Genomic DNA, 25,771 nt, shown 5'->3' with positions numbered 1-25,771 from the left:
CCGTGAAATCAGCCTGAGACCACGGCTCCGTAGGCCGAGGCGAACAACACCGCCTGAGCCAGGTCGATCTTCGCGCCGGTGAGGTCGACGCCCTTGAGCGCGACCCCGTCGAGGTTCGCGCCCCGCAGGTCGGCGCCTTTCAGCACAACATCCTTGAGTTGCACGCTGCTCAGATCGGCGCCGCTGAGGTCGGCCCGGGTCAGGTCGGCGCCGGTCAGGTCGGCCTCGCGCAGCCGCAGGCCGGCCAGTTTGACCGCGGTCAGGTTCTGGCCGCGGAGCCCGGTGAACCCCCAGTCGCCGCCGTCGACGGTGAGCGGGCGCAGCGAGCAGTCCAGGAACTGGGTGCCGGTCAGCTTGCAGTCGGTGAACGTGGCGTCGAAGAACGAGCACCGGGTGATCGTCGAGCGCAGGATCGCGGTCCGCACGAAGGTGGCCGCGTTGAACCGGACGTTCCCGAACTGGCAGTGGGTAAACGTGCAGGCGGTCAGCGTCGACTCGGACCAGTCGATGTCGTGGAACGCGCAGTCCTCGTAGTGCACCCGGCTCTCGTCGGCGAGAGCCCAGTCCTTCCCGCGGAAGGTCTCGTTGTGCACTACCTGGTCGGAGCTCATCCGTGGAAGAAGTGCCGCGTTCCGGTGAAGTAGACGGTGACGCCGGCCTTCTCGGCCGCCTCGATGACCAGGTTGTCGCGAATGGACCCGCCCGGCTGGACGACCGCCTTCACGCGCGCGGCCAGCAGCACCTCGAGCCCGTCCGGGAACGGGAAGAACGCGTCCGACGCGGCCACCGAATTCGCGGCCCGCTCGGCGCCCGCCCGGGAGACCGCGAGGTGGGCCGCGTCGACCCGGTTGACCTGACCCATCCCGACACCGACGGTGGCGCCGTCGTGCGCGAGCAGGATCGCGTTGCTCTTCACGCTGCGGATCGCCCGCCAGGCGAAGGCCAGGTCGGCGAGCACGTCGGCGGAAGCCGCGGCCCCGGTGGCCAGCGTCCAGTTCGCCGGGTCGTCGCCGGTGGCGTCGATCCGGTCGGCCATCTGCACCAGCACGCCGCCGCCGATCTGCTTCATCTCGGCCGGCGCGGGCGCCCACGGCGGCGCGACCAGCACCCGCAGGTTCTTCTTCTCACGCAGCAGTTCCAGCGCGGCCGGCGCGAACGACGGCGCCACGATCACCTCGGTGAAGATGTCGGCGATCTGCTCGGCCAGCGCGACGGTCACCTCACGGTTGACCGCGATCACGCCGCCGAACGCCGACACCGGGTCACAGGCGTGCGCCTTGCGGTGCGCCTCGGCCACGTCCGACCCGATCGCGATGCCGCACGGGTTGGCGTGCTTGATGATCGCCACGCAGGGGTCGGTGAAGTCGTTGGCGCTGCGCCAGGCCGCGTCGGCGTCGACGTAGTTGTTGTAGGACATCTCCTTGCCGTGCAGCTGCTCGGCCTGCGCCAGCCCGAGCGGCGCGGCCGGGTCGACGTAGAGCGCGGCCTGCTGGTGCGGGTTCTCGCCGTAGCGCAGCGCGGTCTCCCGCTTCAGCGCGAGGCCGGCGAACTCCGGCCACTCGTCCGGCGCGAGCACGGTGGCGCACCAGTTGGCCACCGCCACGTCGTACTCGGCGATCTCGGCGAAGGCGCGGGCCGCGAGGTGCTTGCGCTGCGTCAGCGTGAATCCGCCCTCGTCGAGGGCCTGACCGATCAGCGGGTACGCCGAGGGCGAGGTCACCACGGCCACACTCGGGTGGTTCTTGGCCGCCGCGCGCACCATGGCCGGGCCGCCGATGTCGATCTGCTCGACGCACTCGTCCTCGCTCGCGCCGGAGGCGACCGTCCGCGTGAACGGGTACAGGTTGCTGACCAGCAGGTCGAACGGCTCGATGTCGAGCTCGGCCAGCTGCCGCTCGTGGTCGGGCCGCCGCAGGTCGGCGAGCAGGCCGGCGTGCACCCGCGGGTGCAGCGTCTTGACCCGGCCGTCCAGGCACTCGGGGAACCCGGTCAGCTCCTCGACCCGGGTGACCGGCACGCCGGCCGCCTCGATCTTCCCGGCCGTGGAGCCGGTCGAGACGATCTGCACGCCGGCGCCGTGCAGCGACTGCGCGAGCTCGACGAGACCCGTCTTGTCGTAGACGCTCAGCAGTGCCCGCTTGATCGGACGACGGCCGTCAATCATGGAATCCGTACCTTTCGGTCCAAGATGGTCCACCCTTCACGCGTCAGCCGGCCGACCTGCTCGACCAGCTGGGCGCGTTCGGCGACCTTGATGCGTTCGCTCAGCGTCTCTTCCGTGTCGTCGTCGAGCACGGGGACGCTGACCTGGGCGATGATCGGCCCGGTGTCGACGCCGGCGTCGACGAAGAACAGGGTGGCGCCGGTGACCTTCACGCCGTAGGCGAGCGCGTCACGCGGGCCGTGGATGCCCGGGAAGGACGGCAGCAACGCGTTGTGCGTGTTGACGTACCGGTCGCCGAACGCGGCCAGGAACTCCGGCCCGACCAGCTTGAGGAAGCCGGCCGAGATGACCAGGTCGGGCTTGTGCTCGGCGACCAGCGCGGTCAGCGCGGCGTCCCAGTCGGCCCGGGTGGCGAACTCCTTGAGCTTCGCCACGAAGGTGGGCACACCGGCCGCGGCGGCGCGGTCGAGCCCGGCGATGCCGTCACGATCGGCGCCGACGGCGACCACCCTCGCTCCGTACGCCGGATCGGCGGAAGCGTCGAGCAGGGCCTGGAGGTTGCTGCCGGAGCCGGAGACGAGGACGACCAGGCGGGCGGGCGCGGGGTCAGTCACCTGAGCACCCTATCTCCCGGCCGGTCGGCCTCCCTTCCGGGCACCCTTCGCGACACTTCCGAACCGGGTCCACCAGCGGACACCACAAACCGCTGATCATCGGTTACGCTGCCCGTCTCTTTCATCATGTTCACAGCGAACAGCAAGCACGGAGGATAAGAAACGTGACGCCACCCCCTTACTACGGACAGCAGCCGCCGGCCGCGAGCGGTAACGACAAGGTGACGCTGTGGGGCGTCCTCGGCATCGTCTTCGCGTTCCTGTGCTGGCCGCTCGGCATCGTCTTCGCGATCCTGTGCCTCAACGAGGCGAAGAAGGTCGGCAAGCCCCCGACACTGGCCTACGTCACCTTCGGCATCCTGGTGCTCGGCCTGATCCTCAACATCATCCTGGCGGCGACGGGCGCGCTCTCGAGCCTCGTCGGCGGCAGCTGATATAACGCACGGTTCGACAGGAACGCCTCGGCCGATCCGGCCGGGGCGTTTCTATTTCTTGAGCAGCGTACGAGTGGCCGCCGCGCCGATTCCCGCGGACACCGCGATCACCGCGGCCGCCAGGGCGCCGACCAGCCACGGGTTGGGGCCGATCTGAGCCAGCCGGCCACCGCCCAGCGACCCGTTGGAGAACCAGGCCAGCAGGCCCATCAGCAGGCCACCGGCCGGACCGGCGAGGACCGCCGAACCCAGCACCAGCCCCAGGCCCGGCTCGTCCGGCTCGTCGCGGCGCAGCCGGGTGGTCAGCATCACGCCGGCGCAGGCCCCGGCCAGCACCGGGACGGCGAGCAGCAGCACACCGACGCCGCCCATCGGCCCGGCGGGCAGCCCGGCCAGCAGCGGCAGCGTGGGCAACGGGCCGACGGTGACCTCGGTCAGGCTCACCCCGGCGCCGGCGCCCAGCGAGAAGCCCGGGCCCAGCAGGTAGGCGGTCGCCCAGATCACGGCGTTGGCGCCGTAGGCCAGGCTGACCAGGGTGATGCCGGCCTGCCCGGCCACCCCGGTGCGGTAGGCGGCGATCATGTCGGCCGCCTCGCCGCCGCCGACCGCCACCGACAGCCCGGTGAACGCGGCGCCGGCGGCCAGCAGGAACAGCGTCGCCACCACGCCCGTACGCAACCCGTGCCGCACCGGTCTGGGCAGCGAGCCGGCCAGCACCACCACGGCGTCGGTGCCGCGCAGCGAGCCGATCAGGGCCGCCGCCGTGCCGATCAGGAACAGCTGCCCGGCCGCGCGTACCGGGCTGACCTCGAGGCCCGGCCCGCTGAGCAGCATCGCGGCGAGCGCGCCGAAGACCGCGTACCAGAGGCCGACCGTGCCGGCGACCAGGAACGCCGCCCGGGGCGAGCCGCTGCGGCGGGCGCCGATGGCCCGGGTCACGTGCAGCCCGGCCCGGTTCAGCCGCCAGGCGGCGAGCAGGGTGATCAGCAGCGGCGCCAGCGACACCGGGCCGATCGCGGTGCCCAGCGGCACGCCGTGCCCGAGCAGCCACGCCGCCAGCCCGCCGGCCGCCGCGCCGCCCAGCCCGCCCGCGCCCTCGAAGGTGCGGGACAGGCCGACGATCGCGGCCACCGGCAGGTAGCAGAGCAGGGCCGCCCAGAGCGTGGCGAAGCCGGCCGCGACCGGGAGCGGCGCGCCTCGGCGGCCCCGGGGGCGGCGCTGGGCGGGAACCTTGACGGTCGGGTGGTTGGCGCGGTCGAGCGGCACGGTCGGCCGCGCCCCGGTGTCGACCACCCGGGTCTTGTGGTCGGCCAGATCGACCCGGACGGTCTCGCGGGCGGCGTCGTGCGCCGCCCCGGTGGCCGTGGAAGCCATCGAGTCGTCGGTCTGATCGGGCGTGTCTGGCATTGCCGCCTACTTTAGGCAGAAACGTCGACGCGCCGCCCCTTCTATCGGGACGGCGCGTCGTCGTGCGTACGCGAAAGTCAGCTCATGATCTCGCGCATCAGCCGCGCGGTCTCGCTCGGCGTCTTGCCGACCTTGACCCCCGCGGCCTCCAGCGCGACCTTCTTGGCGTCCGCGGTGCCGGCCGAGCCGGAGATGATCGCGCCGGCGTGGCCCATGGTCTTGCCGGGCGGCGCGGTGAAGCCGGCGATGTAGCCGACCACCGGCTTGGTGACGTTGGCCTTGATGAAGTCGGCCGCCCGCTCCTCGGCGTCGCCGCCGATCTCACCGATCATCACGATCGCGTCGGTCTCCGGGTCGTCCTGGAAGGCCTTGAGCGCGTCGATGTGGGTGGTGCCGATGACCGGGTCGCCGCCGATGCCGACGCAGGTGGAGAAGCCGATGTCCCGCAGCTCGTACATGAGCTGGTAGGTCAGCGTTCCGGACTTGGAGACCAGCCCGATCCGGCCGGCCGGGGTGATGTCGGCCGGGATGATGCCGGCGTTGGAGGAGCCCGGCGACGCGATGCCGGGGCAGTTCGGCCCGATGATCCGGGTCCGCTCGCCCTTGGCGATGTTGTACGCCCAGGCGGCCGCCGAATCCTGCACCGGCACACCCTCGGTGATCACCACGGCCAGCGGGATCTCGGCGTCGATCGCCTCGACGATGGCGGCCTTGGTGAACGCCGGCGGCACGAAGATGACCGACACGTCGGCGCCGGTCTCCTTGATCGCCTCGGAGACGGACGCGAACACCGGCAGCGACGTGCCGTCGAAGTCAACGCTGGTGCCCGCCTTGCGCGGGTTGACGCCGCCCACGACGTTGGTGCCGGCGGCGAGCATCCGGCGGGTGTGCTTGGAACCCTCGGAGCCGGTCATGCCCTGGACGATGACCTTGGAGTCCTTGGTGAGCCAGATAGCCATTACGTCACTTCCCCGCAGCCGCGAGCTCGGCGGCGCGTTCGGCCGCTCCGTCCATCGTGTCCACCCGCTCGACCAGCGGGTTGTTGGCGCCGTCCAGGATCGCGCGCCCGGCCTCGGCGTTGTTGCCGTCGAGCCGGACCACCAGCGGCTTGGTGACCTGCTCGCCGCGCTCGCCGAGCAGGGCCAGGGCCTGGATGATGCCGTTGGCCACCTCGTCGCAGGCGGTGATGCCGCCGAAGACGTTGACGAACACCGACTTCACCGACGGGTCGGAGAGCACCACCTCGAGGCCGTTGGCCATCACCTGGGCGCTGGCCCCGCCGCCGATGTCGAGGAAGTTGGCCGGCTTCACGCCGCCGTGCGCCTCGCCCGCGTACGCCACCACGTCGAGCGTGGACATGACCAGGCCGGCGCCGTTTCCGATGATGCCGACCTCGCCGTCCAGCTTCACGTAGTTCAGGTTCTTGGCCTTGGCCGCCTGCTCCAGCGGGTCGACCGCGGACTGGTCGACCAGCGCCTCGTGGTCGGGGTGCCGGAACCCGGCGTTCTCGTCCAGCGTGACCTTGGCGTCCAGGCACAGCACCCGGCCGTCGCCCACCTTGGCCAGCGGGTTGACCTCGACCAGCAGCGCGTCCTCGGCCACGAAGGCGGCCCACAGCTTCACCGCGATGTCGACGACGTGCTCGGCCACCTCGGCCGGGAACTTGGCCTGGGCCACGATCTCGCGCGCCTTGGCCTCGTCCACACCGAGATTCGCGTCGATCGCGACCTTGGCCACCCGGTCCGGCTGCTCCTCGGCGACCTGCTCGATCTCCATGCCGCCGGCCACGCTGGCGATGCACAGGAAGGTGCGGTTGGCCCGGTCGAGCAGGTAGGAGAAGTAGTACTCCTCCTTGATGTCCGCGGTCTCGGCCAGCATCACCTTGTTGACGGTGTGGCCCTTGATGTCCATCCCGAGGATGTCGGTGGCGCGGGCCTCCGCCTCGTCCGCCCCGTCGGCCAGCTTCACGCCGCCGGCCTTGCCGCGGCCACCGACCTTCACCTGGGCCTTCACGACCACCTTGCCGCCGAGACGCTCGGCGATGGCGCGCGCCTCCTGCGGGGTCTCTGCGACGCCGCCGCCCAGCACGGGCAGGCCGTGCCGTTCGAACAGGTCACGCCCCTGATACTCGAACAGGTCCACGTGTCTCCTTCCGTCCCGGTTCCGGGCCGCCTCACGTGGAGATTAGCCACCCGGCCGAGGGCCGCACCCGCGCGGGTGCGAGCTGTGCGAGATGGCACACCGATGACCCGTACGGGAACTTCGCCGGACTCGCGTAACCCCCGGTCAAGGGCGTCGTTGAGAGTGATGTCGGAGCGCTGAGCGAACCGGCGAGAACGGCCGATGCCCTGTCGGTCGAGGGGTGGCGGCGGGGCATCGTGCATAGAGAGGCCGGACGTGTGAGGGGTGCGTCCGGCCTCTCACCTTTTAGGCTCTGCCTTTAGTCAGGCATGGGTGGTGGTGGGGGCTGAGGACGGCTATTTACGCTGGTCATCACGCCACCGGCGTCGCCACATTGGCGCGAACCCATTCGATGATGGATGCGGTGGTCGCGCCCGGTGTGAATATCTGAGCGACGCCGAGTTTCCGCAATTCCGCGATGTCGTCCTCGGGAATGATGCCGCCGCCGAACACGACAATGTCGGCTGCGTCACGTTCCGCCAATAGCTCCATCACTCTGCGGAACAGCGTCATGTGTGCCCCGGAGAGCACGGAAAGGCCGATGCAGTCGGCGTCCTCCTGGATCGCGGTCTCCACAATCTGCTCCGGGGTCTGATGGAGCCCGGTGTAGACGACTTCCATGCCGGCGTCACGCAGAGCACGCGCCACCACCTTGGCCCCGCGGTCGTGGCCATCCAGCCCCGGTTTGGCCACCACGACCCTGATCCGTGCCTGCATCCTCGACCCCTCCTCGACGAACGGCCCCGGTCGGACTCACCTTAACGAACGGTAACCCCCAAGGGGGTACGGAGTAAGCATGTCGGCCGAGCACCGACGGTGTCCGTACGTGTTTGATACATCACTCCGCGCACGTGCCAATGTATTTATGGAATTCGTGGGCGGAACGTGACGACACGCTGGCAGCGTGTCGCTAGGAAGGCTACGAATCCGGACATTCACTGCGCAAGGCCGTTCCGGAACTGTCAGGGAATTGGCGGTGCGACTTGTGACACGGACGCTGCTTCGTTACCGTGGCCCACGGCTGTCAACCGGATAACCCCCGGAAGACGCCCGGCCAACCCGGATTCCCGCCCCTAGGGGTAGAACCGAGAGCCGGTCCTTATATGGGTGTCGACGGAGGATCGTACGTGCGTCAGCGCTTGTCATCCGAGCCCGATCGCTATCGCGGTCGCCGACGCGTACCCACACCTCCGCGCAGCCGTTACGCGGTTGTCGGAACGGCCGCTTTCGTCGGCGCCAGCGTCGTCGCCCTGGGCGCCTCGAACCTGCCCGACACCAAGGACGTCAGCCCCGCCGTTCTGCACAACCTCGACTCGGCGAAGATCTCCCAGGACATCGAGGCCCGCAACAACGACAAGGCCGACCGCTCCGACCGCGACGACGAGGTCACGACGCTCGCCGACGCCGAGGCCAACGCCTGGGTCCTGCCGCTCGAAGACTTCCAGTTCACCGCGCCGTTCGGCATGCGGCTGGGCAAGCTTCACTCCGGCATCGACCTGGCCGCCGGCGAGGGCATCCCCTACAAGGCAGTGCACGGCGGCACCATCACCAAGGCGGGCTGGGACGGCGGGTACGGCTTCGCCGTCACGGTGAAGCACGACGACGGCACCGAGGCGGTCTACGCCCACTCCCGTCGCCTGCTGGTCAAGACCGGCGACAAGGTGAAGGCCGGGCAGGTGCTCGGCCAGGTCGGCAACACCGGTTACTCGTACGGCACCCACCTGCACCTCGAGATCCACGAGGGCGGCCAGCCCGTCGACCCGATCCCGTTCCTCCGCGAGCGGGGCGTCGACGTGAAGCTCGAGATCCAGTCGATCTACTCCTCCTGATCGCACCGCTCCACCCCCTCCCGCCACACCCTGACTGACGCCGCGTACTGACGTACGTTCACGGTCTTGCCCGTTCAGACCCACCCAAACGTCCCTCCCGCCACATTGACCCCTTCGGGGGTCAAGTCGGTTGCAGCTGAGTTGGATGTCGGGCGTCACCCTCGATTCGGCTTCATGGTCCCGCGGCCCTGCCGACTGCTCAGGTGTCGGACTGTCGTGGATCTCTGGAGGGTCGCCCGTCGTGCAGCTTCATGCCGTTACCGCCACCGCCGTGGACAACCACTCCGATGACGCCGGCATGCGGGCCTACCTGGACCTGCTGGCCTCGGCCGCGCCCCTGACCCCGGCTTCCCCCGCGTCGGCCTCCAACGCCGAGCTGGCCTACCTCGACCTGCTCGCCTCGGCCGCGCCCCTGACCCCGGCCGACCTGCTTCCCCGGGTCGCGACCACCGTGCGCCCGGCGCGCTCCTTCTCCCTCACCGCCCCGGCCCTGCTCGGCGAACGCGGCCGGCACGCGATCGTGGCCGCCGCCCTGGCTATCGGTGTGGGCGTGGCCGGCCTGGGCGTCGGTGTCGCCGCCGTAGCCTCACCCAGCCGCGCCGACGGCACCGTGATGGCCGAGCCGGTGCGGCGCAAGGCCGCCACCGAGCAACCCGCCGCCGACCCGGCCACCGACCTGCCCGGCACCGCCGCGCACAACGCGATCAAGGAGGACCTCGCCGTCCGCGACGCCGTCACCCCCACCGAGGATCTGCTCTCCGACGCCCCGCAGCGGTCGTCCGCCCCCGCCCTGCGCAAGCCGAAGCCGCTGCCCAAGCCGAAGCCGGTCGTGGTCACCGTCACCGCCGCCGCGTGGGTGAACCCGCTGCCCGAGGCCTCCGTGACCTCCTGCTTCGGCCAGCGCTGGGGCCGCCTGCACGCGGGCGTGGACCTGGCCGCCCCGCACGGCACCCGCATCCGCGCGGCCGGCGCCGGCGTCGTCGTCGCCGCCGGCGAGGAGGGCGGCTACGGCAACGCGGTGCTGATCGACCACGGCAACGGGTTCCTCACCCACTACGGGCACATGTCCGCGATCACGGTCACGGTCGGCCAGCAGGTGAAGGCCGCCGAGGAGATCGGCCTCGAGGGCTCCACCGGCCACTCGACCGGACCGCACCTGCACTTCGAGGTGCACCAGGGCCACTACAAGAACCCGATCGAGCCCACCGCCTGGATGCGCGCCCACGGCGTGGACATCCCCGGGTGCAGCGAGACCACCGCCTCCGCCGACACCCACGACCACTAGAGCTTTTCGATGGGGGCGTGGCGCAGGATCAGCCACATCACCTGGTCGCCGAAGTCGACCTGCGCCCGCGCCCCCGGCCCGTGCCCCTCGACGACGAGCACCCGGCCCAGCCCGTACCGCTGATGGTTGACCCGGTCGCCGGCCTCGACCTTGGGCGCCTGCGGCAGATCGCTCGCCGTGGCCAGCTTGCTGCCGTCGATGCCGAGCCGTTCGGCCAGGCGCTGCGCTTTCGGCGTACCCCCGGAGAAGCCCCCGCCGCGCGACCGGTCTCCCCCACCGCGGCCACCCACCCCGCCGCCCGTGCCCGACCAGGACGTATACGACGACCCGGTGCGTTCCCACCGGACCAGCTCGGTCGGCAGCTCGTCGGTGAACCGGGACGGCGGGTTGTACTGCGGCTGCCCCCACGCCGACCGGGTGACCGCCCGGGACAGGTAGAGCCGCTGCCGCGCGCGGGTGATCCCCACGTACGCCAGCCGGCGCTCTTCCTCGAGCTCGGTGTTGTCGCTCATCGCCCGCATGTGCGGGAAGACGCCGTCTTCCAGCCCGGTCAGGAACACCACCGGGAACTCCAGCCCCTTGGCCGTGTGCAGCGTCATCAGCGTGACCACGCCCTGGTGGTCGGGGTCGTCGTCGGGCAGCTGGTCGGCGTCGGCGACCAGCGCCACCTGCTCGAGGAAGCCCTCCAGCGTCGCCCGCTGCGGCTCGTCCTCGTCGGCCTGCGCCTCGACGCGTTCGGTGTATTCCCGCGCCACGCTGACCAGTTCCTGCAGGTTCTCCACCCGGCCCTGGTCCTGCGGGTCGATGCTCTCCTCGAGCTCGGCGAGCATCCCGGAGCGCTGGAGCACCGCCTCGAGCACCTCTTCGGGCGGCGCGGTGCGGGCCATCTCGCGCAGGTCGGCGAGCACCTGCACGAAGTCGAGGATGCTGTTCACCGAGCGGTTGGCGATGCCCGGCGCCTCGCGGGCCCGGCGCAGCGCCTGCCCGAACGAGATGCGTTCCCGTGACGACAGCGCCTCGACGCACGCCTCGGCCCGCTCACCGATGCCGCGCTTGGGCGTGTTGAGCACCCGGCGGATGCTGACCGTGTCGTCGTCGTTGGCGATCGCCCGCAGGTAGCCCAGCGCGTCGCGGACCTCTTTGCGCTCGTAGAAGCGCACGCCACCGACCACTTTGTACGGCAGGCCGACCCGGATGAACACCTCTTCGAAGACCCGGGACTGGTTGTTGGTGCGGTAGAAGACGGCCACGTCGCCGGGGCGCACGTCGTCCTTGTCGTGCAGCCGGTCGATCTCGCGGGCCACCCAGTCGGCCTCGGCGTGTTCGGTGTCGGCGACGTACCCGACGATCTGCTCGCCCGCCCCCTGGTCGCTCCACAGCCGCTTGGGTTTGCGGGAGGTGTTGCGGTCGATCACCGCGTTGGCCGCCGACAGGATGGTCTGCGTCGAGCGGTAGTTCTGTTCCAGCAGGATGGTGCGCGCGTCGGGGTAGTCGCGCTCGAACTCGAGGATGTTGCGGATGGTGGCGCCGCGGAAGGCGTAGATCGACTGGTCCGCGTCGCCGACCACGCACAGCTCGCCCGGCGGCAGCTCCGGCGTACCCGGGCCGACCAGCTCCTTGACCAGCGTGTATTGCGCGTGGTTGGTGTCCTGGTATTCGTCCACCAGCACGTGCCGGAAGCGGCGGCGGTAGGCCTCGGCCACATGCGGGTGGGACTGGAGCAGGTGGACCGTGGTCATGATGATGTCGTCGAAGTCGAGCGCGTGCGCCTCTTTGAGGCGGCGCTGATAGAGCACATACGCCTCGGCGACCGCCCGCTCGTTGGGCCCCTTGGCCCGGTCGGCGAACTCCTCGGGCTCGACCAGCTCGTTCTTCAGGTTCGACACCTGCGCGGCCAGGCCACGGGCCGGGTATTTCTTCGGGTCGAGGTCGAGCTCGCGGGCGACCAGCGTCATCAGCCGGCGCGAGTCGTCGGCGTCGTAGATGGAGAAGGTGCTCTTCAACCCGGCGTGATCGTGTTCGGCCCGCAGGATGCGCACGCAGGCCGAGTGGAACGTGGACACCCACATCAGCCGGGCCCGCGGCCCGACCAGCGCGGCCACCCGCTCCTTCATCTCACCGGCGGCCTTGTTGGTGAACGTGATCGCGATGATCTCGCCGGGATGCGCGTCGCGCTCGCCCAGCAGATAGGCGATGCGGTGGGTGAGCACCCGCGTCTTGCCCGACCCGGCGCCGGCCACGATGAGCAGCGGCGACCCGGCATGGGTGACCGCGTCGCGTTGGGGGCCGTTGAGGCCGTCGAGCAGCGCGGCGGAGTCGAATCGGCGGGCGGGCTTCCGCTCCTGCTTCACGGGCGGGGCACCGAAGGGCAGCTGGGGGTTTTCCGGGATCGTTCGCATGACGGCGTGAAGTCTATGCCCGGCCTACGACAACTTCCCGGGCCTGTGGACAACCGTTTTGTCATCCACAAGAGGTAGCGGTGACCTGCGTCGATCAACCAGAGTGAGTGGCGTTCCCAAACGATGATTCGGGGAGAACCACATATGAGACACCGCGTTCTGAGCCGGCTGGTGGTGCCGGCCCTGGCACTGGCCGTCATCGCCGTCATCCCGCAAACGAGCAGCCCGGCCGCCGCGACCGGCCTCACGCCGGTGAGTGTGAACTACGGGCTGCCGCACGGCAGCACGGTCAAGGGGCAGTTCCTCAGCTACAACGACTTCCACGGCGCCATCGACCCGCCCGCGGGCAGCGGCGCCGCGGTCAACGGCACCCCCGCGGGCGGCGTCGAATACCTCGCCACCTGGCTCAAGAAGCTGCGCGCCGAGGGCCGCGCCGACGGCCGGTCCACGCTGACCGTCGGCGCCGGCGACCTGATCGGCGCCACCCCGCTGGTCAGCGCCGCCTTCCACGACGAGCCGACGATCGAGTTGATGAACGAGGTCGGCCTCCAGGTCAGCTCGGTGGGCAACCACGAGTTCGACGAGGGCGTCGACGAGCTCCTCCGCATGCAGCGCGGCGGCTGCCACCCGGTCGACGGGTGCCAGGACGGCGACGGGTTCCGCGGGGCGAAGTTCACCTACCTGGCCGCGAACACCATCAGCAAGCGCACCAAGCTGCCGATCCTGCCGCCGATCGACATCAAGCTCGTCAACGGCGTACCCGTCGGATTTGTCGGGATGACCCTCGAGGGCACCCCCGGCATCGTGAACCCGGCCGGAATCCAGAGCGTCACCTTCGCCGACGAGGTCGAGACGGCCAACAAGTGGGGCAACGTGCTCAAGCTGCTCGGCGTGAAGGCGCAGGTGCTGCTGGTGCACGAGGGCGGCGGCCAGGGCAACACCGCCGACCCGAGCGGCTGCGCCAATTTCAGCGGCCCGATCGTGCCGATCGTGGCCGGCCTCAACCCCGAGTTCGGCCTGGTCGTCTCCGGTCACACCCACCGGTTCTACAGCTGCTCGCTGCCCACCCGGGGCGGGACCGCGGTGGTCACCAGCGCAGGCTCCAACGGCCAGCTGATCACCGACATCGACTACACGCTGGACAAGCGCACGCGTAAGTTCGCCGCGATCGCGGCCCGCAACGTGATCGTCGAGAACGGCGTGCGCAACCCCGACGGCACCTGGCAGACCGACGCCGCGGGCGCGTTCGTGAAGAACCCGGCCACGGTCGACGCGAACGCCAAGCGGGTGGCCGACAAGTACCGGGTCGCGGTCGCCCCGATCGCCAACCGGGTCGTCGGCCAGATCACCGGCGACATCGTCCGCGACGCGCGGCCCAGCGGCGAGAGCCCGCTCGGCGACGTCATCGCGGACGCCCAGCTGGCGTACACGAGGACCAGCGCGAGCGCCCAGATCGCCCTGATGAACCCCGGCGGGGTCCGCGCCTCCCTGGCCTACGCGCCGAGCGGCGCCGAGGCCCGCGGCGCGGTCACCTACGGCGAGGCGTTCACCGTCCAGCCGTTCAACAACCTGGTGGTCACCCAGACATTCACCGGGGCGCAGCTCGAGAACGTGCTGGAGCAGCAGTTCGTCGGCTTCGGCGGCCAGACCACCCAGCGCATCCTGCAGCCGTCGGCCGGTCTCACGTACACCTACAGCACCAGCGCGGCGCCCGGCAGCAAGGTCAGCAACCTGGCCCTGAACGGCGCCCCGATCGACCCGGCCGCCACCTACCGCGTCACCACCAACGACTTCCTGGCCAACGGTGGCGACGGCTTCACCAACCTCAGCCAGGGCACGAACCGGGTCACCGCGCCCGGCTTCGACGTCGACGCCCTGACCGCCTACCTCGGCGCCGGAGCCCCCGTGGCCCCCGGCCCCGCCAACCGGATCACCCTGATCAGCTGAGTTCCCACGGTTCGGGCGATTTCCTTGCGAGACCGCCCGGGCCAGGGGCATACTCGGCGTCGTGATTCAGCGGGCGCGATTTACCTACGGCACCGGAGCTCCGGCCGCCGTGGAATGCGCCTGAACGACAGACTTCCACCAAGCCCCGGGCTCGACGGCCCGGGGCTTGAGTCTGTCCCGGCGCCCACAGCCTCCGCATCCGAGGAGCCCCAGTTGAACGCCGAACTGATCGCCCAGCCGACCGGCACCGACGAGCCCATGGCCGCCGACGAGATCCGCGCCGCCCGCGAGCGCATCGACGAGATCGACCAGGCCATCATCGACCTGTGGCTGGAACGCGCCCGCCTCTCCCAGCAGGTCGGCAAGACCCGCATGGCCAGCGGCGGCACCCGCCTGGTCCTGAGCCGCGAGCGCGAAATCGTCGAACGCTTCCGCAACGCCCTGGGCGCCGACGGCACCCAGGTGGCCCTCATGATCCTCCGCGCCGGCCGCGGCCCCCTCTAGGCGCCCTCCCCACCCGGCTCAAGGCCTGCACATCGCGGCCGGGCGGGTGGCACACCGCGGCCCCCGTCTTCCTCCCCACCCAGAACAAGATCAAGAGCTTGAGGTCGTAGCTGGGTGGGTGTGTCAGACCGCAGCTCCCGCCGAGGCCGGTCGCCCGGCTCCTGGCCGCTGCGCGTCCAAACCAGAGCCGCGCGACCTTCATTCTGCGTAAGTGGTCACCCCCGGGCGCTCCGCGCCCAACCCCCCACCGCCCGCTTGCCCTGAGCGCGTAGGGCGACACGCATCTTCGCGCCCTTTGCTCTGAGCACATATGGGCACCACCCGGAAACCGGCAACATCGCAGTGACGCGTTTGTGTGCTCAGAGCAAGGGGCCGTGGAGCAGTGGCCGGGCTCGTGACGGCTGAGGTTGGATGCGGTCGGCCGAGCGGGCGCACCTGCGAGGCCGTCGACCACCTCGGCCAGGGCGGTGAGGCGTCGGGCCTCGTCCCCGTCAGCTCCGGCGCTCGGCCGGTGCCGGTGCCGGTGCGGCTGCGAGTGAGGTTGGCCGGCGGATACGGCTGGCCGGCCGGATGCGGTTGGCCGGGACGGGCCGGCGGCGCGGTCAGCCAGGGCGGGTGCGGTTGGCCGGGACGGATGCGGTTACCTGGGGCGGGTCCGGCCGGCCGACGGCGCGGTCACCCGGGCGAGTGCGGTCACCCGGGGCGGGTGCGGCCGGCCGGGGCGGGTGCGGTCGGCCGGGGCGACGGTGCGGCGAAGCGGGTGTGGTTGGTGGGGGGCGGGTGGTTCTGGCGTAGGTTTTCGGCGTGGAGAAGCTGTCGGAGGGGACGCTTGCGGCTATCGGGCGGATGACGGTGGCCGCGGTTGAGTTGGAGCATGTGCTCGCCTGGATCGGGGCTGACCAGGCCGGGGGTGATGTGGAGGCGGTGTTCGGCCGGGCCGGGGAGCCGTTGCGGGCGGCTCGGGGGTCGGTGCTGTTCGCTGCGGCGGATCGGCGCGAGGAGTATGTGCGGCTGGTTGAGGCGGCCGCCGCTCAGCTTGCGATCAGTCAGGGTGCGCTGCGAGCCATGTGGCGGGGTGGGCGTGCCGACGCTGAGCAGTTCGACGAGATCGCGGCCATGCTGTTGCGCTGCGGGAACGAACTCGAATCGATGGTGACCGCAGACCTCGGCGCCCGCCGCTGAGGTCCGGCCACCCGGCTTCGGCGACCCGGCTTCGGCGGCCGACGTCGGCGACGCGGCGTCAGCGGCTGAGGACGGCGACGCGGCGTCAGCGGCCGAGGTCCGCGAGGCGGATTCAGCAGCTGAGGTCGGCCAGGCGGATTCAGCGGCTGTCACGGTGGCGTTGGGTTTCCTCGCGAACTCGGTCGGTGTCGGCGGACATTTCGTCGATTCGGGTGGCCAGGTCGGGGTGGGCGTCGAGGTGGCGCACGGCCTCTGTGAGCAGGTGCGGCAGGTCGGTGGCATCGGTGGCGCCGAGAGCTTCATGCAGGCGGTCCACGTGGGGGGCGGCCGCGGCGCCCAGGTCGGTCAGGGCGGTGACCTGCGCGGCCAGGCGGCGTAGGTCGACCGTGTGCTCGTTGGCCCAGCGGTCGACTGCGCGCTGGCCGGCGCGGCGGTCGCGTTCGGCGCGCACCCGATCGTCCTGCCGGGTCTCCGATGCGGCCGGCAGTGAACGCAGGAAGCGCCGCTCCGCCGCCTGCCGGCTGCCCACCCCGAGAGCCGGGGCCAGCTCCTGCCAGGACACCCCGGCGGCGCGCGCGGCCGCGACCAACTCCGGCTCCAGCGCGGCCAGCTCATTCTGCGCCCGCCGCAGCACCACCAGCGCGTCCAACACCTCGGCCGGCCCAACCCCAGCCACCTCACCTGAGCTCATCCCCGCCGGCCCGATGTCGGCCAGAACGACCTGGCTTGGGCTTACCCCGGTCGGACCCGACTCGGCCGGGCCTAAGTTGGCCTGGCGCACGTCGGCTGGGCTTGAGTTGGCCGGGTCAGGTGAGGCGGCGCGGGCTGTGGCGGCTCGGGTTGCGACCTCCTCGATCAGGGCTACTGCTGCCACCAGCTTGGTCACCATCACAGCCTCCAGGAACTTGTCATCGTTTTGATGACTACTTGCTTGTCATCGTTGCGACGACGAGGTACAAAGAATCTATCGCGCATTAACTGTTCAAGTCGAGACCCGGGAGGTGGCAACCATGTTGATGCGCAGCGAGCCCTTTACCGAGATCCACCGGATCGCCCAGCAGATGTTCGGGTCGCCTGAGGCCGGCACGTGGTCGCGGCCGTCGGCCATGCCGATCGACGCCTATCGGCACGGGGATGAGCTGGTGATCGCGTTCGATCTGCCTGGCGTTGACCGCGACGCGATCGACATCGACGTGGAGCGTGAGGTGCTGACCGTTCGCGCCGAGCGGCGGCCCGTTGATCTCGGCGGTGACGCCGTGGCCCAACTGTCCGAGCGGCCGCTCGGGGTGTTCGCCCGCCGACTCTTCCTCGGCGAGGCGCTGGACACCGAGCACATCAGCGCGACCTACGACAACGGCGTGCTGGTGTTGCGGGTCCCGATCGCGGAGAAGGCCAAGCCCCGCAAGATCACGGTGGCCGCTCGCGAGCACGACGACGCGAAGGTGTTGACCACATAGAACAGACTGACCGAAGGCCCGCATCCCAGTGATGCGGGCCTTCGGCTAGCGGATGCGACGCATGATCGCCTCGTAGGCGGCGTGCGCCATGTCGGGGCGATCGGGGTCGGCGTTCCAGCGGCCGATGATGGTGTTGCCGTCGGCGCTTACCGTGCCTCGGTAGGTCATGCCCAGGCCGGCGTGGGTGAGTTGGTTGCCGTCGATGGTCCAGGTGTAGTCGAGCGGCGGGTTGTGGCCGTCGTAGACGTGGGACCGGAAGCCGTCACGGACGCCCCAGATCAGCTCGATGCTGTCGATCAGGTGTTCGCCCACCTGGAGGCCGCCGGCGAGTTGCAGCATGCGACCGCTCAGCAGCGTGGTGATCGTGTGTTCGCCCACGATGTCGTCGAACTCGGACCCGTCGGTCCGGCCGGTCAACCTCCACCGTCCGATCAGGACGTCCAACGCATCGATGCGCATGTTGCCCATCTTCCGAGGCTAACCGCCCGGTGGAAAAAGAGCGCAACCACTTACGCAGGTCGCCCGGAGGGCGGCCGCGGAAGCGAAGCGTGCGGCCGCCCGGACGGGCCCTCGGCGGGAGCAGCGGTCTGCACCACCCACCCCGCCACGACATCGGTCTTGTCCTACGAAGCGTGGATCACGTCGCGCGGGCGGGCGAAGTGGCAGGCGCTCGGATGCGACGACGATTCGCGCACCTCGAGGAGCGGCTCCTGCTCGGCGCAGATGTCCTCGGCCTTCCAGCAACGGGTGCGGAAGCGGCAGCCGGACGGCGGGTTGGCCGGCGACGGGACGTCACCCTCGAGCACGATCTGGTCGCGACGGCCGCGCAGGCGTGGGTCGGGCACCGGCACGGCGGAGAGCAGGGCCTGGGTGTACGGGTGCGTCGGCTCCTCGTAGATCTGCTGGTCGTTGCCGATCTCGACCACCTTGCCGAGATACATCACCGCGACGCGGTCGGCGATGTGGCGCACCACCGACAGGTCGTGCGCGATGAAGATGTACGACAGCCCGAACTCGTCCTGCAGCGCCTCCAGCAGGTTGATCACCTGCGCCTGGATGGACACGTCGAGCGCGCTGACCGGCTCGTCGCAGACGATGATCTCGGGCTTGAGCGCCATCGCGCGGGCGATGCCGATGCGCTGCCGCTGGCCGCCGGAGAACTGGTGCGGGTAGCGGTTGATGTGTTCGGGGTTCAGTCCGACCGTGTCCAGCAGGTCGCGGACCGCCTTCTCGCGGCCCTTGCGCGGCGTCACCTCGGGGTGGATCTCGAACGGCTCGCCGATGATGTCGCCGACCGTCATCCGCGGGTTGAGGCTGGTGTACGGGTCCTGCATCACCATCTGGATGTGCCGCCGCGCCCGCCGCAGCGCCCCGCCGCGCATGCGCACCATGTCCTCGCCGCGCACGTTGACCGAGCCGGCGGTCGGCTTCTCCAGCCCGACCAGCAGCTTGGCCAGGGTGGACTTGCCGCAGCCGGACTCGCCGACCACGCCCAGCGTCTCGCCCTTGCGCAGTTGCAGGTTCACGCCGTCGACCGCGCGGACCGCGCCGACCTTGGTCTTGAGGACGATGCCCTGCGTGATCGGGAAGTGCTTGACCAGACCCTGTGTCTCGAGAACGACCTCACTCACTGCCGATCACCTCCCTCCAGAAGTGGCACCGGGCGGTGCGGCCGAGCGCTACGTCGTAGGCCGGCGGCGGCGGGTCCTGCCGGCATTCGTCCCGCGCGTACGCGCACCGCGGGTTGAAGGCGCAGCCCGGCGGGATCTTGGTGAGCATCGGTGGCAGCCCGCGGATCACGCTGAGTTGCTGACCCTTCATGTCGAGCCGCGGGATGGAGGCGAGCAGGGCCTTGGCGTACGGGTGGGCCGGGCGCTCGTAGATGTCGTAGACCGGCGCCTCTTCGACCACCTTGCCGGCGTACATCACCGAGATGCGGTCGGCCACGTCGGCCACCACGCCCATGTCGTGCGTGATCAGGATCAGGCCCATCTCACGCTCGCGCTGCAGGTCGGCGAGCAGCCCCATGATCTGGGCCTGCACGGTCACGTCGAGCGCCGTGGTCGGCTCGTCGGCGATCAGGATCTCGGGGTCGAGAGCGATCGCCATGGCGATCATGACGCGCTGCCGCATGCCGCCGGAGAACTGATGTGGATAGTCGGCGATCCGGTCCTTGGCGGCCGGGATGCGGACCTGGTCGAGCAGCTCGATGGACCGCTTCCGGGCGTCGGCCCGGCTCATCCCGCGGTGCTTGCGGAACAGCTCGCCGAGCTGGAAGCCGACCGTGAACACCGGGTTCAGCGCGGACAACGCGTCCTGGAAGATCATCGCGATCCGGTTGGCGCGGACCTTGCGGCGCGCCTCCTCGTTGAGCTTGAGCAGGTCGACGCCGCGGTACTTCACCTCGCCCTTCGTGATGTAGCCGGGCGGGGTGTCCAGGATGCCCATGATCGCCTGGGCGGTCACCGACTTGCCGCAGCCGGACTCGCCCAGGATGGCCAGGGTCTCGCCGGGCTCGAGCCGGAAGTTGGCCCCGTTCACGGCGTGGGCGATGCCGTCCCGGGTGCGGAACTCCACGTGCAGGTCGTTGACCTCGAGCAGTTGCGCCCGCGGGTCCACCTCGGGCAGCACATCCAGGTCGGCTCTGATATCGGTCATGTCGCTCACCGCAGCTTCGGGTCGAAGGCGTCGCGCACGGCATCGCCCAGCATGATGAAGGCCAGCACCGTCATGGCCAGGAACACCGACGGCCAGATCAGCGGCTCGGCGGCCGAACGTACGTTGGGACCGGCCTCGTTGATCATGATGCCCCAGCTGATCGCGTCGCCCTTGAGCCCGACGCCGAGGAAGGTCAGCGTGGCCTCGGTGGCGATGTTGGTGCCCAGCAGGATGGTCAGCACCACGATGAACGCGGCCGTCGAGTTCGGCAGGATGTGCCGCATCATCAGCCGCGCCGGCCCGGAGCCGAGCATCCGCGCGGCGGCCACGTAGTCCTGGTTCTTCGACGCGATCACCGACGAGCGCATCACGCGCGCCGCGGTGGTCCAGCCGAGGAAGCCGAGCGTGACGATGACCGCCCAGAAGCCGTTGTTGGTCGGGTCGGCCGACAGCCGCCGGGCCAGCACGATCGCCGCGAGCAGGAACGGCAGGCCGAGCACGACGTCGATGCCCCGGGAGAGCACCGCGTCGACCCAGCCGCCGAAGTAGCCGGCGCTCAGGCCCATGATCAGGCCGATCGTGCCCGCGACCAGGGTGGACAGCAGCCCGACCAGGATCGAGTTGCGGGCGCCGTAGACGGCCTTGGCATAGACGTCGCAGCCCTGGAAGTCGTATCCGAAGAACGCGTTGCCGCTGGGCCCGTCGTGCTGCCGGCTGAGCGCGCAGTCGCGCGGGTCGCCGGCGCCGAACAGCGAGGGCACGATCGCCATCACCACGAAGATCACGACGAGCACCGCCGCGACCCAGAAGATCTTGTTGCGGCGCAGGTCGCGCCATGCGTCGCCGGCGAGGCTGCGGGACTTGTCCGCGGTGCTGACCGATTCGGCCGCGGTCACGGACTGGATGTCACTCATAGCGGATCCTCGGGTCCAGGGCGGCGTACAGCAGGTCGACCAGCAGGTTGACCATCAGGAACACGATCACGAGCACGCTCACGAAGCCGACCACGAGCGGGCCGTCCTCGGTGCGGATGCCTCGGAAGAGGTTGAAGCCGACGCCGGGGATGTTGAACACGCCTTCGGTCACGATCGCGCCGGACATCAGGTTGCCCAGGTCGACACCGATCAGCGTGACCACCGGGATCAGCGAGTTGCGGAGCACGTGCACCCCGACCACGCGGCGACGGGTGAGGCCCTTGGCCCGGGCCGTTCGCACGTAGTCGGACCGGAGATTCTCGGCCACCGCCGACCGGGTCACCCGCAGCTCGGTGGCGACCACCAGGCTGCCCAGCACCAGGGCGGGGAGCAGCAACTCGTAGAAGCCGGCGTCCCGGGTGGCGGTGGGCGGGAACCAGCCGAGCTGGATGCCGAAGATCAGCCGGGCCAGCGGCGCCAGCACCACGATCGGCATGGACAGCACGATCAGGGTGAGCACCAGCGTGACGTTGTCGAAGGCCCCGCCGCGCCGGATGCCTGAGATGACGCCGGCGGTGATCGCGACGACCGCCACGATGACGATCGCGATGAGGGCCAGCCGGATGGTGACCGGCCAGGCGTCGGCCATCATCTCGGAGATCTTGCGGTTGGTCAGGGAGATGCCGAAGTCGCCGGTCAGCAGGCTCTTCATGTAGTGCCAGTACTGGCCGATGAACGGCTCGTCGAGGTGGTAGCGCTCGGTCAGCGCCTGCCGTTGGGCTTCGGTGATGGGTCGTTCGCCGGCCAGCGCCTGGATCGGGTCGGTCTGGTTGGCGAACATGAGCGCGTACACGATGAAGGTCGCGCCGAAGAAGGTCAGCACCATCTGGAGCAGGCGCCGGATGAGATATCGGAACATGTTGTCTTCCGCGGTGAAGATGGCGATGGCGCCACGCCTGTTGACGTGGCGCCATCGCTCAGCCGGCGTGCGTCAGGATGCGACGCGCTCGATCTTGAAGATGTTGACCTTCTTGAACAGGTCGACCTCGACGTTGGTGACCCGCTCGGAGAAACCGAACGTGTTCTGGCCGAACCGCAGCGGCAGAACCGGCATGTCCTTGGCGAGGATGTCCTCGGCCTCCTGCCACTTCTTGATCGCTGCCTCCGGCGTCGCCGCCTCGGAACCCTCCTTGACCAGGCTGTCGAACGCCGGGTTGCTGTACCCGTAGTAGTTCGATCCACCGGTCGTGCTGTACAGCGGGCCGAGGTAGTTCTCCATCAGCGGGTAGTCCATGATCCAACCCATCCGGATCAGGCCCACGGGCTGCTTCGCGTCGACCTTGGTGAGCAGGTCGGCGAACTTGGGCTCACCCGTGCCGGTGCAGTTCACACCGAGCGACGCCTTGATCTGGTTGCACATCGCGTCGACCCAGGCCTTGTGGCCGCCGTCCGCGTTGTACGTGATCTTGATCTCGGCCGGGCCGCCGTTGGCCGTGTAGAGCTCCTTGGCCTTGGTCGGGTTGTACACACACGACTCGCCGCAGGTGTTGTCGCGGTAGCCGGCGACGACCGGGGACACGAAGGACGTGGCCGGCGTCTGCGAGCCGAGGAAGATCTGGTCGGTCATCTCCTTGCGGTTGATCGCCATGGAGAGGGCCTTGCGCACCTCGGGCTTCGCGAACTCCTTCTGGTACGTCGGGAAGCCGACGAACGCGAAGTCGGAACTCGGGCTCTTCTTGAGCCGGTCGCCCAGGTCGCCCGCGGCGGAGCCGAGGCTCTCGATCGGGATCAGCGTCTGCACGTCGAGGTTGCCCGCGACCAGGTCGGCGTACTGCGCCTGCTGGTCCTGGTAGATCTTCCACGTGATGCCGTCGACCTTGACCGGGTCACCCTTGAAGCCGGCGACCTTCTCGACCGTGATCTGCTGGTCGTGCTCCCACTTGCCGACGACCTTGAACGGGCCGTTGCCGATCGGCGCCTGCTCGAACTGCTCGTTGAGCACGCCCGGCGAGGAGAACGCCGCGTTGGGCAGCGGGTAGAACACCGTATATGCGAGCACCGACTTCCAGCCCGCGAACGGCGCGGACAGGGTGATGGTGAAGGTGGTGTCGTCGACCTTCTTCAGACCGGACATCGTCTTGGCCTTGGGCTCGGGGGCCTTCTGCGGGCCCTCCTCGCCGTCCGGGTCCTTGGACTGCAGGTCGGGGTAGCCCGCGATGCGCTCGAAGAAGTAGGCGCCGTCGTTCCCGTTCGGGCCGTAGGCGCCGTTGTTCCAGGCGTTGATGTAGCTGTCCGACGTGACCGGCTCGGCGTTGCTGAACGTGAAGCCCGCCTTCAGCTTGACCGTCCACACCTTGTTGTCGTCCGAGGTGATGGATTCGGCCGCCTTCTCGATCGGCTGCTTCTGCTCGTTCATGTCGACCAGCGGATAGAAGAGCGAGTCCAGCACCTGCGAGCCGCTCGCCTCGGTGGTGTTGGCCGGGATCAGGTGCTTCGGCTCGGAGATGCCCAGGACAACGGTGTTTTCCGAGCCCTCCGCCTCATCCGATCCGCTGCCGCAACCGGCAGCCAGCATGACGATGGCGGCCGCGCCGGCCGCCACCTTCCATGGGCGTTTCCCAAGCATGGGAGTGCCTCCTTCGGGGGCGCTCACGAGGGGTGGTAAGTGAGTTGGGGCCACTTTTCCATAGGAAAACGCTTGCACAGACCGCTGTTATCAAGCCGATACTCGGCGCGAACCCCTCAGTGGACAGACCCGTCACACCAGGCGACGGTCCGCGGCCCAGCGGGAGAGCTCATAACGGTTACTCATCTGGAGCTTGCGCAACACGTTGGATACGTGGGTCTCGACCGTCTTGATCGAGATGTAGAGTTCCTTGGCGATCTCCTTGTACGCATAGCCCCTGGCCAGCAGGCGCAGAACCTCGCGTTCACGGTTGGTGAGCTGGTCGAGCTCGGGGTCGGCGACCGGCACGTCGGGCCGGGCCGCGAACGCGTCCAGCACGAACCCGGCCAGCCGCGGGCTGAACACTGCGTCACCATCGGCGACCCGTTTGATGGCGGCGGCGAGCTCGTCCGGCGAGATGGTCTTTGTCACGTAGCCGCGGGCGCCGGCCCGGATCAGGCCGATCACGTCCTCGGCGGCGTCCGAAACGGAGAGGGCCAGGAACTTCACCTGCGGATGGGTACGCCGCATCGAATCGAGAACCGCGCGCCCCCCGCCGTCCGGCATGTGCACGTCCAGCAGCACCACGTCGGGCGTGGTGGCGGCGATCCGGGCGATCGCCTCGCTCACCGAGCTGGCCTCGCCCACCACGTCGACGTGTACGCCCAGCTCGGCGCGCACCCCGGCGCGGAACATGGCGTGGTCGTCGACCAGGAAGACGGTGAGGCGGCGTTCGTCGGTCATCGGTTCGTTTCCTTTCCTGCGGTCACGCTCTCGCGTGACGGCGGGAGGGTCAACCGGACCTCGGTGCCCTCGCCGATCGCGCTGCGGATCTGCGCCTTGCCGCCGTGGCGCGACATGCGCCCGATGATGGAGCCGCGGACCCCGTGCCGGGACTCCTCGACCTGGTCGATGTCGAAGCCTTGGCCGCGGTCGCGGACGAAGACGCTGAGCTCGTCGGACTCCACCTCGGCGTACAGCGAGACAGTCTGCACCCCGGCGTGCCGGGCCGCGTTCACCAGGGCCTCCCGGGCGGCGGCGACCAGGGCGGCCACCCGCTCGTCACAGTCGGTGTCGCCGACCACCACGGTCTCCACCGTGATCGCGTAGGTGTCCTCGACCTCGGCCGCGGCCTCCTCCAGCGCGGCCGAGAACCGCTCGGTCGGCGACGCGGCCGGCTTGTAGAGCCAGTTGCGCAGGCTGCGCTCCTGCCCCCGGGCCAGCCGCTGGACCTCCTTGATGTCGGCCGAGTTGCGCTGGATCAGGGCCAGCGTGTGCAGCACCTGGTCGTGGATCATCGCGGCCAGCTCGGCGCGTTCCTGCTCGCGGATCCGGCCCTCGCGCTCGGACCTCAGCTGGCTGAACGTGCGCCAGATCAGCGGGGCCACCACCACGGCGACGCCGGCCAGCCCGACCAGCGCGAAGATCACCCCGTTGACCACCGAGCTGAGGCTGCCGCGCGGTGCGTACACCGCGGCGATGCCGATGATGCCGGTGGCGACCAGCACGCCGCCGCCGATGAACCGGAAGATGAAGGAGCGCCGGTCACTCTCCGCGATCACCGCGGCCAGCCAGGGGGCCTGCGGGGTGTCCGGCGGGTAGAGGCCGCGCCGGGTGGGGTCGGACTGGTGCCAGATGACGCCGGCGCCGAGTGCGATGATCGCGATCAGCCAGCCGGCCGTGCCCGCCACCCCGTTGTCGCCGAACAGCAGGCCCTGGAGCAGCACCACGCCGACGCCGATGGCCGCGAACGGGATGAGCGCGGCCAGGTTGCGCCGCGGGGTCGGGGTGCCGTCCGGCGCCTGTTGCGGGACAACCGCCCAGAAACCGGCATAAAGCAGCAGACCAAGGCCATTGAAGCCGAGGAGTACGACCAGAGCGATCCGCACCGCGATCACCGGAATGCCCAGGTGACGCGCCAGCCCGGCGGCGACCCCCGCGATGATGCGGTGGTCGCGCTGCCGGTAGAGGCGGCGCGTCTCTGGTGGTGCTGCCGTCGTGGTGGTGATGTCGTCCTCCCGAGTCCTCTCCGATCGTCACACGGACGCGCCGGTCAGGCCACGGGTAACTCCCCCGAGGTCTGAGGCCGGGACATCTCAGGGTCTCGTCAGGGTAGGCGCCGGAGGCGAGC

General features: G+C 69.9%; 24 protein-coding genes. 7 read left to right on the top strand and 17 right to left on the bottom strand.

The genetic code is table 11. From position 1 onward, the window contains the following. Nucleotides 1-8 precede the first annotated feature (8 nt). The 3 genes from AB0M54_RS26360 to purN are packed head-to-tail and all read right to left on the bottom strand — an operon-like array spanning nucleotide 9 to nucleotide 2,778. Nucleotides 9-611 carry a pentapeptide repeat-containing protein gene (locus tag AB0M54_RS26360; RefSeq protein WP_364318655.1) on the bottom strand — a complete coding sequence of 201 codons (603 nt, stop codon included), beginning with the start codon at nucleotides 609-611 and terminating at the stop codon, nucleotides 9-11. Further along, on the bottom strand, nucleotides 608-2,164 hold the full coding sequence (purH, locus tag AB0M54_RS26355; RefSeq protein ID WP_364318653.1) for a bifunctional phosphoribosylaminoimidazolecarboxamide formyltransferase/IMP cyclohydrolase: 1,557 nt from the start codon (nucleotides 2,162-2,164) through the stop codon (nucleotides 608-610). Before purH ends, AB0M54_RS26360 begins: the two co-directional genes overlap by 4 nt. Next, nucleotides 2,161-2,778 carry a phosphoribosylglycinamide formyltransferase gene (gene purN / locus AB0M54_RS26350; RefSeq protein WP_364474227.1) on the bottom strand — a complete coding sequence of 206 codons (618 nt, stop codon included), beginning with the start codon at nucleotides 2,776-2,778 and terminating at the stop codon, nucleotides 2,161-2,163. Before purN ends, purH begins: the two co-directional genes overlap by 4 nt. Before the next feature lie 164 nt (nucleotides 2,779-2,942). Here purN and AB0M54_RS26345 point away from each other — a divergent pair, with 164 nt between their 5' ends. Beyond that, nucleotides 2,943-3,212, top strand: a complete 270-nt coding sequence (locus AB0M54_RS26345; RefSeq protein WP_364474225.1) for a DUF4190 domain-containing protein — start codon at nucleotides 2,943-2,945, stop codon at nucleotides 3,210-3,212. 51 nt (nucleotides 3,213-3,263) lie between these two features. On the opposite strand, the gene AB0M54_RS26340 is transcribed toward AB0M54_RS26345, so the two are convergent. From AB0M54_RS26340 to AB0M54_RS26325, 4 genes are all read right to left on the bottom strand, one after another. Beyond that, nucleotides 3,264-4,619: a DUF6350 family protein gene (locus tag AB0M54_RS26340; RefSeq protein ID WP_364318648.1), complete on the bottom strand. Its 1,356-nt coding sequence runs from the start codon at nucleotides 4,617-4,619 to the stop codon at nucleotides 3,264-3,266. 77 nt (nucleotides 4,620-4,696) lie between these two features. After that, on the bottom strand, nucleotides 4,697-5,578 hold the full coding sequence (sucD, locus tag AB0M54_RS26335; RefSeq protein WP_364318646.1) for a succinate--CoA ligase subunit alpha: 882 nt from the start codon (nucleotides 5,576-5,578) through the stop codon (nucleotides 4,697-4,699). Between the two features lie 4 nt (nucleotides 5,579-5,582). Beyond that, complete coding sequence (gene sucC, locus AB0M54_RS26330) at nucleotides 5,583-6,761, bottom strand: ADP-forming succinate--CoA ligase subunit beta (RefSeq protein ID WP_364318644.1); 1,179 nt, start codon at nucleotides 6,759-6,761, stop codon at nucleotides 5,583-5,585. A gap of 351 nt (nucleotides 6,762-7,112) precedes the next feature. Continuing rightward, nucleotides 7,113-7,517 (bottom strand): cobalamin B12-binding domain-containing protein, encoded by a 405-nt coding sequence (locus tag AB0M54_RS26325; protein WP_364318642.1) that lies wholly within the window; start codon nucleotides 7,515-7,517, stop codon nucleotides 7,113-7,115. A gap of 410 nt (nucleotides 7,518-7,927) precedes the next feature. Here AB0M54_RS26325 and AB0M54_RS26320 point away from each other — a divergent pair, with 410 nt between their 5' ends. Then, nucleotides 7,928-8,629, top strand: coding sequence for a M23 family metallopeptidase (locus AB0M54_RS26320; protein WP_364318640.1), 702 nt, complete (start codon nucleotides 7,928-7,930; stop codon nucleotides 8,627-8,629). Nucleotides 8,630-8,870: 241 nt separating this feature from the next. Next, a complete protein-coding gene (locus AB0M54_RS26315; RefSeq protein WP_364474223.1) occupies nucleotides 8,871-9,914 on the top strand; it encodes a M23 family metallopeptidase in 1,044 nt (347 codons plus the stop codon). On the opposite strand, the gene pcrA is transcribed toward AB0M54_RS26315, so the two are convergent. After that, on the bottom strand, nucleotides 9,911-12,313 hold the full coding sequence (gene pcrA / locus AB0M54_RS26310; protein ID WP_364318637.1) for a DNA helicase PcrA: 2,403 nt from the start codon (nucleotides 12,311-12,313) through the stop codon (nucleotides 9,911-9,913). The genes AB0M54_RS26315 and pcrA overlap by 4 nt on opposite strands. 144 nt (nucleotides 12,314-12,457) lie before the next feature. Here pcrA and AB0M54_RS26305 point away from each other — a divergent pair, with 144 nt between their 5' ends. From AB0M54_RS26305 to AB0M54_RS26295, 3 genes are all read left to right on the top strand, one after another. Then, entirely contained in the window at nucleotides 12,458-14,260 is a 1,803-nt protein-coding gene (locus AB0M54_RS26305; RefSeq protein ID WP_364474221.1) for a bifunctional metallophosphatase/5'-nucleotidase, read from the top strand. A gap of 213 nt (nucleotides 14,261-14,473) precedes the next feature. Next, complete coding sequence (locus tag AB0M54_RS26300; protein ID WP_364318633.1) at nucleotides 14,474-14,764, top strand: chorismate mutase; 291 nt, start codon at nucleotides 14,474-14,476, stop codon at nucleotides 14,762-14,764. Nucleotides 14,765-15,568: 804 nt separating this feature from the next. Further along, the gene (locus AB0M54_RS26295; protein ID WP_364474219.1) at nucleotides 15,569-15,946 is read left to right on the top strand and encodes a hypothetical protein; all 378 of its coding nucleotides are present in this window, start codon (nucleotides 15,569-15,571) and stop codon (nucleotides 15,944-15,946) included. Between the two features lie 139 nt (nucleotides 15,947-16,085). Here AB0M54_RS26295 and AB0M54_RS26290 read toward each other — a convergent pair whose 3' ends face one another. Continuing rightward, nucleotides 16,086-16,835 (bottom strand): hypothetical protein, encoded by a 750-nt coding sequence (locus AB0M54_RS26290; RefSeq protein ID WP_364318629.1) that lies wholly within the window; start codon nucleotides 16,833-16,835, stop codon nucleotides 16,086-16,088. A gap of 121 nt (nucleotides 16,836-16,956) precedes the next feature. Here AB0M54_RS26290 and AB0M54_RS26285 point away from each other — a divergent pair, with 121 nt between their 5' ends. Next, entirely contained in the window at nucleotides 16,957-17,403 is a 447-nt protein-coding gene (locus tag AB0M54_RS26285; RefSeq protein WP_364474217.1) for an Hsp20/alpha crystallin family protein, read from the top strand. A 45-nt stretch (nucleotides 17,404-17,448) separates the two neighbouring features. Here AB0M54_RS26285 and AB0M54_RS26280 read toward each other — a convergent pair whose 3' ends face one another. The 8 genes from AB0M54_RS26280 to AB0M54_RS26245 form a co-directional block, all read right to left on the bottom strand. After that, nucleotides 17,449-17,862: a hypothetical protein gene (locus AB0M54_RS26280; RefSeq protein WP_364318625.1), complete on the bottom strand. Its 414-nt coding sequence runs from the start codon at nucleotides 17,860-17,862 to the stop codon at nucleotides 17,449-17,451. A 164-nt stretch (nucleotides 17,863-18,026) separates the two neighbouring features. Further along, nucleotides 18,027-19,034, bottom strand: a complete 1,008-nt coding sequence (locus AB0M54_RS26275; protein WP_364318623.1) for a dipeptide ABC transporter ATP-binding protein — start codon at nucleotides 19,032-19,034, stop codon at nucleotides 18,027-18,029. Beyond that, entirely contained in the window at nucleotides 19,027-20,061 is a 1,035-nt protein-coding gene (locus tag AB0M54_RS26270; RefSeq protein ID WP_364318621.1) for an ABC transporter ATP-binding protein, read from the bottom strand. The genes AB0M54_RS26275 and AB0M54_RS26270 overlap by 8 nt, the downstream gene beginning before the upstream one ends. A gap of 5 nt (nucleotides 20,062-20,066) precedes the next feature. Then, nucleotides 20,067-20,975 (bottom strand): ABC transporter permease, encoded by a 909-nt coding sequence (locus AB0M54_RS26265; protein WP_364474215.1) that lies wholly within the window; start codon nucleotides 20,973-20,975, stop codon nucleotides 20,067-20,069. Then, on the bottom strand, nucleotides 20,968-21,894 hold the full coding sequence (locus AB0M54_RS26260) for an ABC transporter permease (RefSeq protein ID WP_364318619.1): 927 nt from the start codon (nucleotides 21,892-21,894) through the stop codon (nucleotides 20,968-20,970). The genes AB0M54_RS26265 and AB0M54_RS26260 overlap by 8 nt, the downstream gene beginning before the upstream one ends. A gap of 72 nt (nucleotides 21,895-21,966) precedes the next feature. Then, the gene (locus AB0M54_RS26255; protein WP_364319040.1) at nucleotides 21,967-23,550 is read right to left on the bottom strand and encodes an ABC transporter substrate-binding protein; all 1,584 of its coding nucleotides are present in this window, start codon (nucleotides 23,548-23,550) and stop codon (nucleotides 21,967-21,969) included. A 183-nt stretch (nucleotides 23,551-23,733) separates the two neighbouring features. Continuing rightward, the gene (locus tag AB0M54_RS26250; RefSeq protein ID WP_364318618.1) at nucleotides 23,734-24,384 is read right to left on the bottom strand and encodes a response regulator transcription factor; all 651 of its coding nucleotides are present in this window, start codon (nucleotides 24,382-24,384) and stop codon (nucleotides 23,734-23,736) included. Further along, complete coding sequence (locus tag AB0M54_RS26245) at nucleotides 24,381-25,649, bottom strand: PspC domain-containing protein (RefSeq protein ID WP_364319039.1); 1,269 nt, start codon at nucleotides 25,647-25,649, stop codon at nucleotides 24,381-24,383. The genes AB0M54_RS26250 and AB0M54_RS26245 overlap by 4 nt, the downstream gene beginning before the upstream one ends. Nucleotides 25,650-25,771: the final 122 nt, after the last annotated feature.

It is taken from the genome of Actinoplanes sp. NPDC051470, from assembly GCF_040682035.1.
GTDB lineage: Bacteria > Actinomycetota > Actinomycetes > Mycobacteriales > Micromonosporaceae > Actinoplanes.
This window is presented reverse-complemented; position numbering and strand designations above follow the sequence as displayed.